The following is a 17,900-nucleotide window of genomic DNA, read 5'->3' as shown; positions in this document are numbered from 1 at the left end:
GCCAGCGCTTTTCCATCAAGCGCAGAAAGCTATCAAAAAAGGAGCATTCCAGCAATCACCGGGGCTGCGCGGCCCATTCAGCGGGCGTGAAGGTCTTCATCGACAGCGCATGCACCTCGTCGGTGTGCATTTTGGCGCCCAGCGTGGCGTACACGCGCTGGTGCCGCTGGATGGCGCGCCGACCCTCGAACTCGGCCGAGACGATGGTGGCGTACCAGTGGCGGCCGTCACCCTCGAGCGCGATGTGCTCGCAGGCCAGGCCGGCGGCGATGATGTCTTTGAGTTGGTCTGCGGTCATGTCAATTCCGAATTTTGTAGCCGGTGCGCAGCAGGTGGACCGCCAGGGCGCTCACGGCCAGCCAGGCCACGCCCACGATGGAGAGACTGAGCCACGGCGAGGTATCGCTCTGGCCAAAGAAGCCGTAGCGGAAACCGTCGATCATGTAGAAGAACGGGTTGAGGTGGCTCACGGTCTGCCAGAAGGGCGGCAGCGACTGGATGGAATAGAACACGCCCGAGAGGAACGTCATCGGCACCACCACGAAGTTCTGGAACGCCGCGAGCTGGTCGAACTTGTCGGCCCACAGCCCGGCAATCAGCCCCAGCGTGGCCAGCAAGGCCGCCCCCAGGAAGGCGAACGCAAGAATCCACAGCGGCGCGGCGAACTCGGGCCGGGCGAACGCCAGCGTGACGATGAACACCCCCAGCCCCACCACCAGCCCGCGCACGATGGACGAGCCCACATAGGCCAGGAACCAGGCCCAGTGCGACAGCGGCGTGAGCAGCACGAACACCAGGCTGCCCATGATCTTGCTCTGGATCAGGCTCGACGAGCTGTTGGCGAAGGCGTTCTGCAGCACGCTCATCATCACGAGGCCCGGCACCAGGAAGGCGGTGTAGCTGATGCGGTCGTAGACCTTCACATGGTCTTCGAGCACGTGGCCGAAGATCAGCAGGTACAGCACGGCCGTGAGCACGGGCGCGGCCACGGTCTGGAAGCTCACCTTCCAGAAGCGCAGCACCTCCTTGTAGAACAGGGTCTGCCAGCCGGTCATCGTTGTGCTCCCACGCTCGGCACTGCGGTCTCCGCGCCGCCCCCCAAGGGGACTGCGCCCTGCCTGGGGCGGCCCGGCGCTGCGGCAGCCTCCACCCCCGCCAGAGGAATATTGGATGCCGAGGTGCCCGACATCACCTGCAGGAAAACGTCTTCCAGGTCGGGCCGGCGGATCTCCATGTCATGCACGTCCACGCCCGCCACCCGCAGCGCGGCCAGATGGCTTTCGATCTCGGCCGCGTCGTGCGCGGGCAACTGCACGATGCGGCCCGTGACGCGGGCGAGCGCGTTGAGCGAAGGCGGCAGGACCGCATCGGTCTTGAACTGCAGGATGCTGCCGGAGGCCGCCTGCAGCAGCTCGCTCGTGCGGTTCAGGGCCACGATGCGGCCCGACTTGAGCATGGCGATGCGGCCACACAGGGCCTCGGCTTCTTCCAGATAGTGCGTGGTCAGCAGCACGGTGTGGCCTTCCTTGTTCAGGCGCGCCACGAAATGCCAGAGCGTCTGGCGCAACTCCACGTCCACGCCCGCAGTGGGCTCGTCGAGCACGATGATGGGTGGCTTGTGCACCAGCGCCTGTGCCACGAGCACGCGGCGCTTCATGCCGCCCGACAGCTGGCGCATGTTGGCCGTGGCCTTGTCGGCCAGGCCCAGGTTTTCCAGCAGTTCGTCGATCCAGGCTTCGTTGTTCTTCACGCCGAAGTAGCCGGACTGGATGCGCAGCGACTCGCGCACGTTGAAGAAAGGGTCGAACACCAGCTCCTGCGGCACCACGCCCAGCTTGCGGCGCGCCTGGGCAAAGTCGGCCTGCACGTCGCTGCCCTGCACCAGCACACGGCCGCTGCTGGCACGGGCCAGGCCCGCGAGAATGCTGATGAGGGTGGTCTTGCCGGCACCGTTGGGGCCCAGGAGCCCGAAGAACTCGCCCTCCTCGATGTCCAGGCTGACCTGGTTCAGTGCCTGGAAAGGGCCTTTGGGCGTGGCAAAGGTCTTGGAGATGGCTTGGAATGAGACTGCGGGCATGAAGCCCCTGATTTTACGGCCTTGCACCAAAGAGCGCCGACCGGGGTCTGGCACGGCCCCTGGGCCGTCGCCGGCCCGGCCTGCCGCCGCTGTCAGGACGCTGGCGCGAGCAGCGTGCCCACGCCATACAGCCCCGCCAGGCTGCGCAGGGCGGCGGGCAGGCCTTGGACGGCAAAGGTCTTGCCATCGTCGATCGCTTCGCGCCGGCATTCGAGCAGCACCGCCAGCGCCGACGTGTCAAACACCGCCAGCGCATGGGCATCCACCATGACGCAGGGCTCGCGGTGCGCCTTCAGGCCCTGCAGCAGCATGTGCAGGCACACCGTGGCCTGGCGGTGGGTCAGTTCGGCGGGCAATACCAGCATGTCAGTGCCCCATGGTGCCGCGCGCCGGCCGCGGCGCATGAAACCGGTGTGCCATTTCAGCCCTTGGCGCCGGCATTGCTCTTGTTGCGGGCCACCAGGGTCTCGATCAGGCCGTCGATTCCCTTGGCGTTGATCTCCTGCGCGAACTGGCCGCGGTAGGTTTCCACCAGCCACACGCCCAGCACGTTCAGGTTGTAGATTTTCCATCCCGCACCGTCGCCGGGGGTTTTTTCCAGCCGGTAGTCCAGCTGGATCGGATCGCCACGGCCGACGATTTCGGTGCGCACCAGCACGTCCTTGTCCTCCGGGGCGGCCCGCAGGGGCTTGACCTGGATGGTCTGGTCGTTCACCTGCGCCAGCGCCCCCGCGTAGGTGCGCACCAGCAGGATCTTGAACTCGTCCTGCAGGCGCTTTTGCTGCTCGGGGGTGGCCTGGCGCCAGCCGGGGCCCACCGCCGCGGCGGTCATGCGGCGGAAGTTCACGTTGGGCATCACGGTCTTGTCCACCAGCGCGATGATCTTTGCCAGGTCGCCGCTCTGGATGGCCTTGTCCGCCTTCACGGTGCTGAGCACATCGGCCGACAGGCGCTTGATCAGCGCATCGGGAGCTTCATCCGCGGCCAGGGCGGCCAGGGGCGCGGCGCCCAGCGCGGCCACGGCCGTCAGGCACAGGGCCATGTGGCCCAGGGTACGTCGGTTCATCGTCATGATGTCTTCTACTTTCTCGGGAGCTGCGGGCGCCGGTGGCACCCGGCGTTCATTCATTGTGGGCGGCCAGCGCAGGCCCCGTGCGTCGCGCGGGTTGCGGATTGCAAGCAAGTGCAACACGCCTGCCCCGGACACGGCCCGCCACGGATTGCGCCGCCGCCTCAGCGCGGAGGCTCTTCGGGCAGCACGCCATCATTGGCGTTGCGCTCGTCCTTGTCGTCGCCATTTTGCGCCGTGCCCGCCTGCTGCTGGCTGCGCACCTGCAGGAACACGTCGCGGGTGAAGCTGTACTTGTCCAGGGCGGCGCTGTCGAGCACGGACCCCGCGCGCAGCAGGTTGGCGCGCACGTCCACGGCACGCAGTGCATACAGCGCATTGCGGGCCGATACCGGGTCCACATAGCTCACCGCGTTGCCCTTCCAGTCGACGGGCAGGGCCAGCGTGTCGCGCACGGTGGAGGGGCCCAGGATCGGCAGCACCAGGTACGGGCCCGTGCCCATGCCCCAGTACCCCAGCGTGAGGCCGAAATCCTGCTTGTAGCGGTCGATGCCCAGTTCGCTGGCGATATCGAGCACGCCGCCCAGGCCCATGAAGGTGTTCACGTTGACGCGCATGAAGGTGGACGCGGCGGCTTCCGCCCGCAATTGCAGCACGTTGTTCACGAACGACCACACATCTCCCACGTTGGCGAAGAAGTTGCTGACGCCCGTGCGCACCGGTGCGGGCGTGGCTTCCTTGTAGGCAATCGCCACCGGCTTGAGCACCATCGCATCGACCTGCTCGTTGAAGTTGGTCATGCTGCGGTTGTAGGACTCCAGCGGGTCGCGCGGGTCCGGGTTGGCCACCGTGGCGCAGCCCGTGAGCAGTGCCGCTCCCAGCAGAAAGGCCAGCCACGCGGCGGCGCGGGCGGCGGGTTGGGAAAGCTTGGTCATCGTCGTCATTTCTTGTCACCTGCCCCTGCGGGCTTGCTGTTGCTGCCGTCTTCGGCCTTGTTGTAGAGGAATTGTCCGATCAGGTTCTCGAGGACCACGGCCGACTGCGTGGCGGTGACCATGTCGCCCGCCACCAGGTTCTTCTCGTCGGCACCGGCCTCGATGCCGATGTACTGTTCACCCAGCAGGCCGCTGGTGAGGATCTTGAGGGAGCTGTCCTTGGGGAAAGCGTAGCGGTTTTCCATCGCCAGCGTCACCCGCGCCTGGTAGGTCTTGTCGTCGAACGTGATGGACTCCACACGGCCCACCACCACGCCGGCACCGCGCACCGCGGCCTGGGGCTTGAGGCCGCCAATGTTGTCAAAGCGCGCGGTGATGCGGTAGCCGGGCTGGAAGTTCAGGCTCAGCAGGTTGGCCGACTGCAGCGCCAGGAAGACCAGCGCCACCGTGCCGAGCATGACGAACAGCCCTACCCAGAGATCGTTTTTGGATGGTTGCATTGTTTGATTTCTCCACTCCGGCGGCTTTTCGGGCCCGCCTCAGATACTGAACATCAGGGCCGTGAGCACGAAGTCCAGCGCCAGCACGGCCAGGGACGCCATGACCACCGTGCGGGTCGTGGCGCGCGCCACGCCTTCGGGCGTGGGCTTGGCGGCATACCCCTGCAGCAGCGCCACGAACGTGACGGTGAAGCCGAAGACCACGCTCTTGATCACGCCGTTGCCCAGATCGCGCCAGACGTCCACGCCGCCCTGCATCTGGCTCCAGAACGCCCCGTGGTCGACACCGATCATGAGCACGCCCACGATCCACCCACCGGCCACCCCCACGGCGCTGAACACCGCCGCCAGCAGGGGCATGGTGATCACACCGGCCCAGAACCGCGGCGCGAGGATGCGGCGCACCGGGTCCACGGCCATCATCTCCATGGCGGAAAGCTGCTCACCCGCGCGCATGAGGCCGATCTCGGCCGTGAGCGAGGTGCCCGCGCGGCCGGCGAACAGCAGGGCCGTCACCACGGGCCCGAGCTCACGCACCAGCGACAGCGCCACCAGCATCCCCAGGGCTTCGGAAGCCCCGTACCGCTGCAGCGTGTAGTAGCCCTGCAGGCCCAGGACAAAACCCACGAACAGGCCCGACACCGCGATGATGGCCAGCGAGTAGTTGCCCAGAAAATGGATCTGGTCGCGCACCAGCGACGGCCGCATGAAGGCCGCGCCCACCAGCTGCAGCAGCCGCGCGAACAGGCGGGCGGCCATGCCGATATCGGACAGTTTCTGGCGCACGGCGAAGCCCACGTCGGACGGCTTGTACCAGCTCATAGCACCCGCCCCCCGAACGGACCGAAGTCCTGCTCCACGGTCGGGCCCGCGTAGTGAAACGGCACGGGCCCGGTCGGCAGCGCGTTCACGAACTGGTGGACCAGCGGGTCGGCGCTCGCCCGCACCTCGTCGGGCGTGCCCTGCGCGGCCACCACGCCCGCGCCCAGAATGATCACATGGTCCGCAAGCCGGAAGGTCTCTTCCAGGTCGTGCGAGACCACGATGCTCGTGAGGCCCAGGGCATCGTTGAGCTGACGGATCAGCTGCGCCGCCGTCCCCAGGGAAATGGGGTCCAGCCCCGCAAACGGCTCGTCATACATCACCAGTTCGGGGTCCAGCGCAATGGCACGCGCCAGCGCCACGCGCCGCGCCATGCCCCCGGAAATCTGGCTGGGCATCAGGTCGCGCGCGCCGCGCAGGCCCACGGCATGGAGCTTCATCAGCACCACGTCCCGGATCAGCGCCTCGGACAGGTCGGTGTGCTCGCGCAACGGGAACGCCACGTTCTCGAACACGCTCAGATCCGTGAACAGCGCCCCGAACTGGAACAGCATGCCCATGCGGCGGCGCGCTGCATAGAGCTGGAGGGTGTCCATGCGCCCCACGTCGTCGCCATTCAGGAGCACCTGGCCAGCCTGCGCGCGCTGCTGGCCGCCGATCAGGCGCAGCACCGTGGTCTTGCCCCCTCCGGAGGCACCCATCAGCGCCGTCACCTTGCCCCTGGGCACCGCCAATGTCACGTCGCGCAGGATGACGCGGTCACCGTAGGAGAACGTGACATTGCGCAATTCGGCAAGGCAGGAAGACTCAGGCATGCAATGGAAGGGGTTCGGAAATCCGGAGAACGGGCGGCCGCGACGCATGGGAACATGCTGCGCTCACACAGCGGCGATGGTAGCCGAAGAAACATACATTCATGTATGTTTGCGTTTCAACGCCGCCGCCGGCGGGGCCACGGAAGCTATCCCGCGTGCGGCAACCCCGGATTGACAGGCACCGATTGTGCCAATAAAGGCCGCCATCCGCTGCGCTCTGCTCCAAGGCCCTGACCGACGGGCGTCCTGGCCGCGCCGGTGGCGCTGCCGCTCCCTCGGGCGAAAAAAAACGGCGCCCCAGGGCGCCGTTGTTGCAGTGCGACGCTGCCTCAGCGCGGCAGGTCGGAATATCCCATCAGGAACTCATCCACGGCACGGGCGGCCTGGCGGCCTTCACGAATGGCCCACACCACCAGCGACTGGCCCCGGCGGATGTCGCCGGCGGCAAACACCTTGGGCGCGTTGGTCGCGTAGCCGCCATCGAAGTCCGTGGTGGCGCGGGCGTTGCCGCGGGCATCCTTGTCCACGCCAAACGCCTCCAGCACGGCAGCCACGGGGCTCACGAAGCCCATGGCCAGCAGCACGAGGTCCGCCTTGAGGATCTGCTCGGAGCCGGCCACCTCAACCATCTTGCCGTCCTTCCACTCGACGCGCACGGTCTTGAGGCCGGTGACTTTGCCGGACTTTCCGTCTTTCCCGTCGCCGATGAACTCCTTGGTGGAGATCGCGAACTCGCGCTCGCAGCCCTCTTCATGGCTGGAGCTGGTGCGCAGCTTGATCGGCCAGTAGGGCCAGGTCATGGGGCGGTTTTCTTCTTCGGGGGGCTGGGGCATCAGCTCGAACTGCGTGACGCTCGCCGCACCGTGGCGGTTGCTCGTGCCCACGCAGTCGCTGCCGGTGTCGCCGCCGCCGATCACGATGACGTGCTTGCCGTCCGCGCGCAGCTGTCCCTTGAGCTTGTCGCCCGCGTTGACCTTGTTCTGCTGGGGCAGGAATTCCATGGCGAAGTGGATGCCGTCCAGATCACGGCCGGGCACGGGCAGGTCGCGCGACTGCTCGGCGCCGCCGGTCAGCAGCACGGCATCGAACTCCTTGTGGAGCTGCTCGGGCGTGACGGTTTCCTTGGCCCAGTTGGTGACCTTGGAGCCCTTGCCCAGGCCGTCCTTGGGCGCGCCCACGAACACGCTGGTGCGAATGACCACGCCTTCGGCTTCGAGCTGCTTGACGCGGCGGTCGATGTGCGACTTCTCCATCTTGAAGTCCGGGATGCCGTAGCGCAGCAGGCCGCCCACGCGGTCATTCTTCTCGAACAGCGTGACACTGTGTCCGGCGCGCGCCAGTTGCTGCGCGGCCGCCATGCCGGCTGGACCCGAGCCCACCACGGCCACCTTCTTGCCGGTCTGGTGCTTGGCAGGACGCGCCTGCACCCAGCCTTCGTCCCAGGCCCGGTCGATGATGGCGTGCTCGATGGACTTGATGCCCACGGCGTCGTCGTTCACGTTGAGCACGCAGGCCGCCTCGCAAGGCGCCGGGCAGATGCGGCCGGTGAACTCGGGGAAGTTGTTGGTGCTGTGCAGCACCTCGATCGCGCTCTTCCAGTCCTGGTGGTACACCAGGTCGTTGAAGTCCGGAATGATGTTGTTGACCGGACAGCCGTTGTTGCAGAACGGCGTGCCGCAGTCCATGCAGCGCGCGCCTTGCACCTTGGCCTGGCTTTCATCCAGCCCGATGACAAATTCCTTGTAGTGCTTCAAGCGCTCGGGCACGGGCTTGTAGCCCTCTTCGATGCGCTCGTATTCCATGAAGCCGGTAGTTTTTCCCATGACGATGTCCTTGTCTATGAATGCTGTGCTGGTCTCTGCGGCATCGCCTTACTTGGCGGGGACCGCTTCTTTTTTTGTAGCAGCTACCGCTGGCGTAGCGGACTCCTCCAGCACTTTTCGTTCATAAATTTCAGCCAACGCACGCTTGTACTCGGTCGGGAAGACCTTGACGAACTTGCTGCGCGATGCCGCCCAGTTGTCCAGGAGCTCGCGCGCACGCTTGCTGCCCGTCCAGCGGTTGTGGTCCTCCAGCAGCTTCTTGAGCTGCGCCTCGTCGGTCTGGCCGTTGTGCCAGATGGCGCGGGGCACGCTGGCCTTCTGCTCTTCAGCCGGAAGGATGCGCTCCAGGCTGACCATGGCCATGTTGCAGCGCGTGTCGAACTGGCCGTCCTCGTCATAGACATAGGCCACGCCGCCGCTCATGCCCGCGGCGAAGTTGCGGCCCGTCTTGCCCAGCACCACCACCGTGCCGCCGGTCATGTACTCGCAACCGTGGTCGCCCGTGCCTTCGACCACCGCCGTGGCACCCGACAGGCGCACCGCGAAGCGCTCGCCCGCCACGCCGCTGAAGAAGGCTTCACCCGTGGTGGCACCGTACATCACGGTGTTCCCCACGATGGTGTTGCGCACCGCGTCGCCGCGGAAGTCGATGCTGGGGCGCACGATCACGCGGCCGCCCGACAGGCCCTTGCCCGTGTAGTCGTTGGCGTCGCCGATCAGGTACAGCGTGATGCCGCGCGTGAGGAACGCGCCGAACGACTGCCCGCCCGTGCCTTCGAGCTGGATGCGGATGGTGTCGTCCGGCAGGCCCTCGGGGTGCACGCGCGTCACGGCACCGGAGAGCATGGCGCCCACGGAGCGGTTCACGTTGCGCGCCACCTCGATGAACTGCACGCGCTCGCCCTTTTCAATCGCGGGCTTGCTACGCTCGATGAGCTTGCGGTCCAGCGTGTGCTCGATGTTGTGGTCCTGCACATCCACGTGGAAGCGCGGGACATCGGCGGGCACGTTGGGCTGGGCGAACAGGCGGCCGAAGTCCAGGCCACGTGCCTTCCAGTGTTCCAGTCCCTGGCGCATGTCGAGCAGATCGGTGCGGCCGATCAGGTCGTCGAACTTGCGGATGCCCAGCTGGGCCATGATCTGGCGCACTTCTTCGGCGATGAAGAAGAAGTAGTTGACCACGTGCTCGGGCTTGCCCGAGAACTTGGCGCGCAGCGCGGGGTCCTGCGTGGCCACACCCACCGGGCAGGTGTTCAGGTGGCACTTGCGCATCATGATGCAGCCCTCGACCACCAGGGGTGCCGTGGCGAAACCGAACTCGTCGGCACCGAGCAACGCGCCGATGGCGACGTCGCGGCCAGTCTTCATCTGGCCGTCGGCCTGCACGCGCACGCGGCCGCGCAGACGGTTGAGCACCAGGGTCTGCTGGGTTTCGGCCAGGCCGATCTCCCAGGGGCCGCCAGCATGCTTGATGGACGACCAGGGCGATGCGCCCGTGCCGCCGTCATGGCCGGCGATCACGAGGTGGTCGCTCTTGCACTTGGTCACACCCGCGGCGATGGTGCCCACGCCGACTTCGGACACCAGCTTGGTGCTGATGCTGGCGTGCGGCGCCACGTTCTTCAGGTCATGGATGAGCTGGGCCAGATCTTCGATGGAGTAGATGTCATGGTGCGGCGGGGGCGAGATCAGGCCCACGCCGGGCACGCTGTGGCGCAGCTTGCCGATGTAGTTGGAGACCTTGCCGCCCGGCAGCTGGCCGCCTTCGCCGGGCTTGGCGCCCTGGGCCATCTTGATCTGGATCTGGTCGGCCGACGACAGGTATTCGGCCGTGACCCCGAAGCGGCCCGAAGCCACCTGCTTGATGCGGCTGCGCAGGGAGTCGCCATCCTGCAGGGGCAGGTCGACTTCGACGTTCTCGGCGCCGATCACGCTCTTGAGCGTATCGCCCTGCTTGATCGGGATGCCCTTGAGTTCGTTGCGGTAGCGCGCGGCGTCCTCGCCGCCCTCGCCGGTGTTGCTCTTGCCGCCGATGCGGTTCATGGCCACGGCCAGCGTGGCATGCGCCTCGGTGGAGATGGAGCCCAGGGACATGGCGCCCGTGGCGAAGCGCTTGACGATCTCCTTGGCGGGCTCGACCTCGTCCACGGGGATGGCCTTGGCAGGGTCGATCTTGAACTCGAACAGGCCGCGCAGCGTCATGTGGCGCTTGCTCTGGTCGTTGATGATCTGGGCGTATTCCTTGTACGTGTTCCAGTTGTTGGCGCGCGTGCTGTGCTGCAGCTTGGCGATCGCATCAGGGCTCCACATGTGCTCTTCGCCACGGGCGCGCCAGGCATATTCGCCGCCGGCGTCCAGCATGGTCTCGAGCACCGGGTCGTCACCGAAGGCGGCCTTGTGCATGCGGATGGCTTCCTCGGCGATCTCGAAGACGCCGATGCCTTCCACGCGGCTGGCGGTGCCGGTGAAGTACTTGCCCACCGTTTCCGTATTCAGGCCGATGGCCTCGAACAGCTGGGCACCGCAGTAGCTCATGTACGTGCTCACGCCCATCTTGGACATGATCTTGGACAGGCCCTTGCCGATGGCCTTGACGTAGTTGTAGATGGCCTTGTCGGCCGACAGGTCGCCCGCGAGGTCCTTGTGCATGTCGGCCAGGGTTTCCATGGCCAGATAGGGGTGCACGGCCTCGGCGCCGTAGCCGCCCAGCACGGCGAAGTGGTGCACTTCGCGCGCGGTGCCGGTCTCGACCACCAGGCCGGCCGTGGTGCGCAGGCCTGCGCCCACCAGGTGCTGGTGGATGGCCGACAGGGCCAGCAGCGCGGGGATGGCCACCTGGGTGGCGCTCACGGCACGGTCGCTGACGATCAGGATGTTGGCGCCGCCCTTGATGGCGTCCACGGCCTGCGCGCACAGCGAGGCGAGCTTGGCTTCCACGCCCTCACGGCCCCAGTCCAGCGGGTAGGTGATGTCGATGGTGGCGCTCTTGAACTTGCCCTGCGTGTACTTCTCGATGTTGCGCAGCTTGGCCATGTCGGCGAAGTCCAGCACGGGCTGGCTCACTTCGAGCCGCATCGGTGGGTTGACCTGGTTGATGTCCAGCAGGTTCGGCTTGGGGCCGATGAAGCTGTTGAGCGACATCACGATGGCCTCGCGGATCGGGTCGATCGGCGGGTTCGTCACCTGCGCGAACAGCTGCTTGAAGTAGTTGTACAGCGGCTTGTTCTTGCCCGAGAGCACGGCCAGCGGGCTGTCGTTGCCCATGGAGCCGATGCCTTCTTCGCCGTTCCTGGCCATGGGGGCCATCAGGAACTTGATGTCTTCCTGCGTGTAGCCGAAGGCCTGCTGGCGGTCGAGCAGCGGCAAGGGTGCGGCCTCAGGGGTGGACGCGGTGTCGGTGCCCACGCTGTCGAGCTTGATGCGCAGGTTCTCGATCCACTGCTTGTAGGGCTTGGTGTTGACGATGTTGGCTTTCAGTTCGTCGTCGTCGATCATGCGGCCCTGTTCCAGGTCGATCAGGAACATCTTGCCGGGCTGAAGGCGCCACTTGCGCACGATCTTGTTCTCGGGGATGGGCAGCACGCCGGATTCCGAGCCCATGATGACCAGGTCGTCATCGGTGATGCAGTAGCGCGAGGGGCGCAGGCCGTTGCGGTCCAGCGTGGCGCCGATCTGGCGGCCGTCGGTGAACACGATGGACGCCGGGCCGTCCCAGGGCTCGAGCATGGCGGCGTGGTATTCATAGAAGGCGCGGCGGCGCTCGTCCATGGTGGTGTGCTGCTCCCAGGGCTCTGGGATCATCATCATCACGGCCTGGCTGATGGGATAGCCGGCCATGGTCAGCAGCTCCAGGCAGTTGTCGAACGTGGCGGTGTCGGACTGGTCAGCGAAGCTGATGGGATAGAGCTTTTGCAGGTCGGCCGCGAGCACGGGCGAGGCCATCACGCCTTCGCGCGCCTTCATCCAGTTGTAGTTGCCCTTGACGGTGTTGATTTCACCGTTGTGCGCCACGTAGCGGTACGGGTGGGCCAGGGGCCACTCGGGGAATGTGTTGGTGGAAAAACGCTGGTGCACCAGGCCCACGGCCGAGATGCAGCGCTCGTCCTGCAGGTCCAGGTAGTAGGTGCCCACCTGGTCGGCCAGCAGCAGGCCCTTGTAGACCACGGTGCGGCTGGACATGCTCGGCACGTAGTACTCTTTGCTGTGCTTGAGCTTCAGCGCCTGGATGTTGGCGCTGGCGGTCTTGCGGATCACGTACAGCTTGCGCTCCAGCGCGTCCTGCACGATCACATCGTTGCCACGGCCGATGAACACCTGGCGCAGGATGGGCTCCTTCTTGCGCACGGTGGGCGACATGGGCATGTCGCGGTTCACCGGCACATCGCGCCAGCCGAGCAGCACCTGGCCTTCGGCCCTGATGGCACGCTCCATCTCCTGCTCGCAAGCCAGGCGCGAGGCATGCTCCTTGGGCAGGAAGATCATGCCCACGCCGTATTCACCGGCGGCGGGCAGCGTGACGCCCAGCTTCGCCATTTCCTCGCGGTACAGCGCGTCGGGAATCTGGATCAGGATGCCGGCACCGTCACCCATGAGCTTGTCGGCACCCACCGCCCCGCGGTGGTCGATGTTCTCCAGGATCTTCAGGGCCTGCGTCACGATGTCGTGGCGCTTTTCACCCTTGATGTGGGCCACGAAGCCGAGCCCGCAGGCGTCGTGTTCGTTACCCGATGAATACAAACCGTGTTGTTGCAGATGCTGGATCTCGGCAGCCGTGGTCATGGCGCACTCCTCATATTTTTCGCAGGGAGTGGAAGATTAGTGCATTGCAACATCTTTTGGCAAGCACATTAATTAGGGTCAGATTCTTAATCAATAGCTACAGATCAGCTCATCATTTTTATTGGGGACACATCATTTTTGGTAGCCATAGACCCGATGCGGCCTTATGCATGGCCACGAATCATTCAGATTTTTTGTGAAGCGCCGGCCGTCCCGCCTGTCCCCGGGTCACCCGACGCGGAGTGTGTTTTTGCAACTCTTGCACAAAGCCGGGGTCGCCCAGCGCCCAGCCGCTGAGCACGGATGACGTCAGCGCGGCCTGCTCTTGCGATCCGATGCCCGCCTGAACCAGTGCGGCGTACGCCGCCTCGCGCGCAAACGGCGTGTTGCCCAGCGCCCAGTACAGGGCATGGGGCGTGAGCAGGCGGTCGTGGCGCAGGCCCAGCCAATGGGCGTGGCTGGACCACACGTAGTCGCAGGCCTGCACCACCTGCCCCGTGCGCACGGGGTTCAGATCGAGGTAGACCATGCACGGAAGCAGGTACCGCTCAGGCTGCAGCACCGTGGAGCGGTAGCGCCCCTCCCACAACGTACCGGTGCGGGCATGGCGACGGTTGAAATACTGCACATAGCGCCGCCCCACCGCCTGCATCATCTGCGGCAAGCCATCGACGGTGGTGGGAGTTGCCAGCAGATGGAAGTGGTTGTCCATCAGCACATAGGCATGCACAGCCACCCCGTATTTCTGAGCGTTGTCCGCCAGCAGCAATAGCATGCTCTCGAAGTCTTCGTGGTCGATGAAGATGCTTTGGCGGTTGTTTCCACGCTGGATGACGTGGTGCAGATGACCGGGCAAGGTCAGGCGTGGCAGGCGGGCCATGGATGTCGACGGGAGCAAGGATGGGGGGCGATCATAAATCCGTCCCCGATTATCCCGTCCAGGCGGAGCCCTGCCTGCGGTGCGAGGCTAGTGTGGCACTGCGTCCGCAGCCACTAGCGTATCGCCAGCCTGCGGCTTCAATCCAAAACGCGCCCCCAGCGCCCTGTCGAGCCCGAACTCTTCCAGAATGGCGCGCAGCCGATCCGAGGCGCTGCGCTTTTTCTGGCCTGTGTACCGGGCAATGATGAGCTCGTTCTTCATGCTGTGCTCCCAGCCCACCAACTCCGTCACCGTGACCTGGTAGCCACTTGCCTCCAGGTACAGGCAGCGCAGCACATTGGTGACCTGGCTTCCCAGCTCGCGGGTGTGCAGCGGATGGCGCCAGAGCTCGGCCAGTGGCGTGCGCGCCAGCTGCAGGGCCTTGCCCTGGCGCAGGCAGGCGGCCATTTCGGCCTGGCAGCAAGGCACCAGCACCATGGCCCGGGCGTTTTTCTGCAGGCCGAAGGCGATGGCATCGTCGGTGGCCGTGTCACAGGCATGCAGGGCGGTGACCACGTCGATGTGGGCTGGCAATTCATCTGCGCCAGTGGATTCCGCCACGGACACATTCAGGAACGACATGCGCTGAAAGCCCAGCTTGTGCGCCAGCACACGCGACTTTTCCACGAGCTCGGCGCGCGTCTCCACGCCGTAGATATGGCCACGCCCGAGCGCCTTGAAATACAGGTCATACAGGATGAAGCCCAGGTACGACTTGCCCGCGCCATGGTCTGCGAGCGTGGGCCCCTGGCTGGTGGTGGACAGCTCTGCGAGCAGTGGTTCGATGAAGTTGAACAGGTGGTACACCTGCTTGAGCTTGCGCCGCGAGTCCTGATTGAGGCGCCCATCGCGCGTGAGGATGTGCAGTTCCTTGAGCAATTCCACGGATTGGCCTGGCCGCAGCTCGGACAGTTCCCCGGTCGGGGCAGCCTTGGCCTTAGCGTCAGCACCACTACCCGAGGAGTCCGGCGCCTGGGAATGGGTGCGGGCAGCTTTCTCTTTCGCGGCTTTCGTCATTGCCATGGTCCTTGCTCCGTGTCTTTTACCGCTGGCGGCGCCGGCAGGGAGGCCCCAGGCCCTACGCTCAGAGCGGCCCAACCCGACATGCCTAGTTCTTGCAAAACCTCGATGTTCCGCTCGAAGATCGTTTCCGCCTCGGGGAACACCTCGACAGCGCGGTCGATGCTCTCTTCGCGCAGCAGGTGCAACGTGGGATAGGGTGAGCGGTTGGTGCAGTTGGTCACATCGTCTTCCCGCGTACCCGCAAACTGGAACCGCGGGTGAAAGCTGGCGATCTGCAGCGTGCCTTCCATGCCCACTTCTTCCAGCACGGCCTCTGCCTCTTCCAGGAAGTCGTTGAAATCCAGGAAATCATGGAGGCAATGGGGAAGGATCAGCAGCGTGGTGTCTCGCACCTCGGAAGGATTAGCCGCCAGGGCGGCAAGTTCACTGCGCAGTACCTCCAGAATCGTTGCCAGATCCCCAGTCAGCGCTACCGCGTAGTGAATCTGCCCCTTCACGTGAACGCCCTTTGCAAAGGGGCACAGGTTGAGGCCGATCACCGCCCGCTCGAGCCACTGGACCGTGTCGCGAATGAACAATGCGGCAGGCTCCTCGGAGCCCACCGTAGCCGTGGAAGGGAATGAAGTCATGGGGAGGCGCGCGAAGCGCAATGAAGTGCCTGCGGATTTTACCGGGCGCCATTGCCTCCGGCGACAGCCTCCGCCTGCAACGACACGCCCCACATGCGCACAGCCGCGCGCAGCCCTCAGTCGAGAAGTCGCCGCCCAGTAAGGCGCCCATGTTCGCGCGCCGCAAATCGGTCGGTCATGCCCGCAATGAAATCCGCCACCGCCCGTGCCCTCAACGGGCCCTGGTCTGCCGAGGCCTGCTCCGCGAAAGCCGCCTTCATCTCTTGCGGCGACACCGTGTAAGCCGCGAACAAGTCGCGAACCACTTCCTGCGCGCGGCCCGTGGTCTCCATCACACGCGGATGGCGGTACAGATTCTTGAAAAGAAACCGCTTGAGAACCTGGGAGCGCTCCCGCATGCCATCACTGAACATCACCAGCGCGGGGGCTTGGCGAACTCCATCGACGCTGGCCGGGCCATGCCGTGCGAGCGCCGTCCTAGTGGTGTCGATCACGTCATAGACCTGCGCGCTGAGCATGCGCCGTATGGCCTCGTACAGCAGGCGCCGCTGGCGTGGCAGCTGGGCGAGGTCCGGATGCTCCGACTCGGCAGCAGCCCGGTACTCGTCGAACAATGGCACATCCTGCAACTGGTCCAGCGTGATCAGCCCCGAGCGCACACCGTCGTCGATATCGTGCGCGTTGTAGGCGATCTCGTCTGCCAGATTGCACAGCTGTGCCTCCAGGCTCGGCTGTTCGTGGCGCAAGAACCTCGCACCGACGCCATCGGGCTCTTCGTCTTCCAACTGCCGGGCGTGCTGCCGGGAACAATGCTTGAGAATCCCTTCCCGCGTTTCGAACGTGAGATTCAGCCCGTCATACTGTGGATAGCGCTCCTCCAGCTTGTCCACCACGCGCAAGCTCTGCAGGTTGTGCTCGAAGCCCCCGTGCTCGGCCATGCAGCCATGCAGCGCGTCCTGGCCAGCATGCCCGAAGGGCGTGTGGCCCAGGTCATGGGCCAACGAGATGGCCTCTACCAAATCCTCATTGATGCGCAGTGAACGTGCTATGGAACGCCCGAGTTGGGCTACTTCCAGCGAGTGGGTCAGGCGAGTACGGAACAGGTCGCCTTCGTGGTTAAGAAAAACCTGCGTCTTATAGACCAGCCGCCGAAACGCTGTGGAGTGAACAATTCGATCCCGATCCCTCTGGTACTCCGTCCGCGTAGGCGCAGCTGCCTCAGGATAGCGCCGCCCACGGCTCACTGTGGGGTCGCAAGCATAGGGGCGGAGATCCGAGTTGCGCCCCCAATTGGGGGCCAGCGCTCCGTCTTTATCGAGCATTTCTAGCTACAAAAAAATAGCAGCAATCGGCATTGCAATTGCATCGCGTTTGTATCACTTGCAGCAGGCATCGATCACGTCACGCACCAGACGGTCGGGCGCGGAACGCAGGGCAGCTCGGCCGGGACCATCGATGACGACAAAACGAATTTCGCCTGCTTCCGATTTCTTGTCCACGCGCATCAGCTCCAGGTAGCGTCCCGCGTTGTCGTTTGAATCAAGCACTGGTCCTTGGGTGGGCAGCCCAGCGCGGGCGATCAGCACCGTGAGTCGCTGCACAAAGGCTGCATCCACAAGACCCAGGCGATGCGACAGCTCAGCTGCCATCACCATACCGGCTCCCACACCTTCACCATGCAACCAAGCGCCATATCCCATTCCGGCTTCGATCGCATGTCCAAAGGTGTGGCCAAAATTCAGAATGGCACGCAAGCCCGATTCACGTTCGTCCTGCCCCACCACCCATGCCTTTATCTCACAACTGCGACGCACGGCGTGGACCAGCGCAGCGCGGTCGCGCGCCAGCAGGGCATCGATATGGGCTTCAAGCCATTTCATGAAAGCCATGTCCGCGATCGGTCCATACTTGATTACTTCCGCCAGACCCGCGCTGAGTTCGCGCGGAGGCAGCGTGTCGAGTACATCCAGATCGCACACCACCAGCTGAGGCTGATAAAACGCGCCGATCATGTTCTTGCCCTGCGGATGGTTGATCGCCGTTTTGCCCCCCACGGATGAATCCACCTGCGCCAGTAACGTGGTCGGCACCTGCACGAATGGCACACCACGCATGTAGCTCGCAGCGGCGAAGCCGGTCATATCACCCACTACACCACCACCGAGCGCAAACAGGACCGTCTTGCGGTCGCAGCCGCGCTCCAGCAGCACATCAAAAATCTTCTGCAGGGTCTGCCAGTCCTTGTGTGCTTCGCCATCCGGCAACCGTACCTCATGAACCTGCGGGTAGCGCTCCGACAGCGCGGCCCTCAGTGCCGCCATGTAGAGCGGGGCGACCGTTGTATTGCTCACAATCAATGCGGCACCGGCGCGCGGCAGGCCATCATAAGTGGTGGCACTACTCAATAGACCACCGCCAATCGCAATGCGATAGCTGCGGTCACCTAAGTCAATAGCGACTTCTTGGGCAGTAAGGGACATAAAAAAACGGTATTTTTACGACGACGCGA

16 protein-coding genes are annotated in these 17,900 nt (G+C 64.9%); all 16 read right to left on the bottom strand.

Going from position 1 to position 17,900, the window contains the following annotated elements; translation table 11 throughout:
- Window positions 1-55 precede the first annotated feature (55 nt).
- The 16 genes from AC07OC_RS19655 to aroB all read right to left on the bottom strand — a co-directional run bounded on the left by AC07OC_RS19655 (window position 56) and on the right by aroB (window position 17,871).
- On the bottom strand, window positions 56-298 hold the full coding sequence (locus AC07OC_RS19655) for a BolA family protein (RefSeq protein ID WP_218293438.1): 243 nt from the start codon (window positions 296-298) through the stop codon (window positions 56-58).
- 1 nt (window position 299) lies between these two features.
- Window positions 300-1,055, bottom strand: coding sequence for an ABC transporter permease (locus tag AC07OC_RS19650; RefSeq protein ID WP_218293437.1), 756 nt, complete (start codon window positions 1,053-1,055; stop codon window positions 300-302).
- Complete coding sequence (locus tag AC07OC_RS19645) at window positions 1,052-2,077, bottom strand: ABC transporter ATP-binding protein (RefSeq protein WP_218293436.1); 1,026 nt, start codon at window positions 2,075-2,077, stop codon at window positions 1,052-1,054. Before AC07OC_RS19645 ends, AC07OC_RS19650 begins: the two co-directional genes overlap by 4 nt.
- 92 nt (window positions 2,078-2,169) lie before the next feature.
- Window positions 2,170-2,442 (bottom strand): STAS domain-containing protein, encoded by a 273-nt coding sequence (locus tag AC07OC_RS19640; RefSeq protein ID WP_218293435.1) that lies wholly within the window; start codon window positions 2,440-2,442, stop codon window positions 2,170-2,172.
- Between the two features lie 56 nt (window positions 2,443-2,498).
- On the bottom strand, window positions 2,499-3,149 hold the full coding sequence (locus AC07OC_RS19635) for an MlaC/ttg2D family ABC transporter substrate-binding protein (protein WP_218340335.1): 651 nt from the start codon (window positions 3,147-3,149) through the stop codon (window positions 2,499-2,501).
- 161 nt (window positions 3,150-3,310) lie between these two features.
- Entirely contained in the window at window positions 3,311-4,081 is a 771-nt protein-coding gene (locus tag AC07OC_RS19630) for an MlaA family lipoprotein (RefSeq protein WP_370627806.1), read from the bottom strand.
- A gap of 5 nt (window positions 4,082-4,086) precedes the next feature.
- Entirely contained in the window at window positions 4,087-4,581 is a 495-nt protein-coding gene (gene mlaD / locus AC07OC_RS19625) for an outer membrane lipid asymmetry maintenance protein MlaD (protein WP_218293432.1), read from the bottom strand.
- 39 nt (window positions 4,582-4,620) lie between these two features.
- A complete protein-coding gene (gene mlaE / locus AC07OC_RS19620) occupies window positions 4,621-5,403 on the bottom strand; it encodes a lipid asymmetry maintenance ABC transporter permease subunit MlaE (protein WP_218340336.1) in 783 nt (260 codons plus the stop codon).
- Window positions 5,400-6,218, bottom strand: coding sequence for an ABC transporter ATP-binding protein (locus tag AC07OC_RS19615; RefSeq protein WP_218340337.1), 819 nt, complete (start codon window positions 6,216-6,218; stop codon window positions 5,400-5,402). Before AC07OC_RS19615 ends, mlaE begins: the two co-directional genes overlap by 4 nt.
- Before the next feature lie 329 nt (window positions 6,219-6,547).
- Window positions 6,548-8,041 carry a glutamate synthase subunit beta gene (locus tag AC07OC_RS19610; RefSeq protein ID WP_218293429.1) on the bottom strand — a complete coding sequence of 498 codons (1,494 nt, stop codon included), beginning with the start codon at window positions 8,039-8,041 and terminating at the stop codon, window positions 6,548-6,550.
- A 48-nt stretch (window positions 8,042-8,089) separates the two neighbouring features.
- Entirely contained in the window at window positions 8,090-12,820 is a 4,731-nt protein-coding gene (locus tag AC07OC_RS19605) for a glutamate synthase-related protein (protein WP_218340338.1), read from the bottom strand.
- A gap of 181 nt (window positions 12,821-13,001) precedes the next feature.
- Entirely contained in the window at window positions 13,002-13,700 is a 699-nt protein-coding gene (locus AC07OC_RS19600) for a transposase (RefSeq protein WP_218340339.1), read from the bottom strand.
- Window positions 13,701-13,787: 87 nt separating this feature from the next.
- Entirely contained in the window at window positions 13,788-14,756 is a 969-nt protein-coding gene (locus tag AC07OC_RS19595; protein WP_218340593.1) for a class I SAM-dependent methyltransferase, read from the bottom strand.
- Complete coding sequence (locus AC07OC_RS19590) at window positions 14,753-15,391, bottom strand: DUF1415 domain-containing protein (RefSeq protein WP_218340340.1); 639 nt, start codon at window positions 15,389-15,391, stop codon at window positions 14,753-14,755. The genes AC07OC_RS19595 and AC07OC_RS19590 overlap by 4 nt, the downstream gene beginning before the upstream one ends.
- A 116-nt stretch (window positions 15,392-15,507) precedes the next feature.
- The gene (locus AC07OC_RS19585) at window positions 15,508-16,713 is read right to left on the bottom strand and encodes a deoxyguanosinetriphosphate triphosphohydrolase (RefSeq protein WP_218340341.1); all 1,206 of its coding nucleotides are present in this window, start codon (window positions 16,711-16,713) and stop codon (window positions 15,508-15,510) included.
- A gap of 54 nt (window positions 16,714-16,767) precedes the next feature.
- Window positions 16,768-17,871, bottom strand: coding sequence for a 3-dehydroquinate synthase (gene aroB, locus AC07OC_RS19580; protein WP_218340342.1), 1,104 nt, complete (start codon window positions 17,869-17,871; stop codon window positions 16,768-16,770).
- Window positions 17,872-17,900 lie beyond the last annotated feature (29 nt).

The organism is Acidovorax sp. GW821-FHT10E04 (genome assembly GCF_059415185.1).
This window is presented reverse-complemented; position numbering and strand designations above follow the sequence as displayed.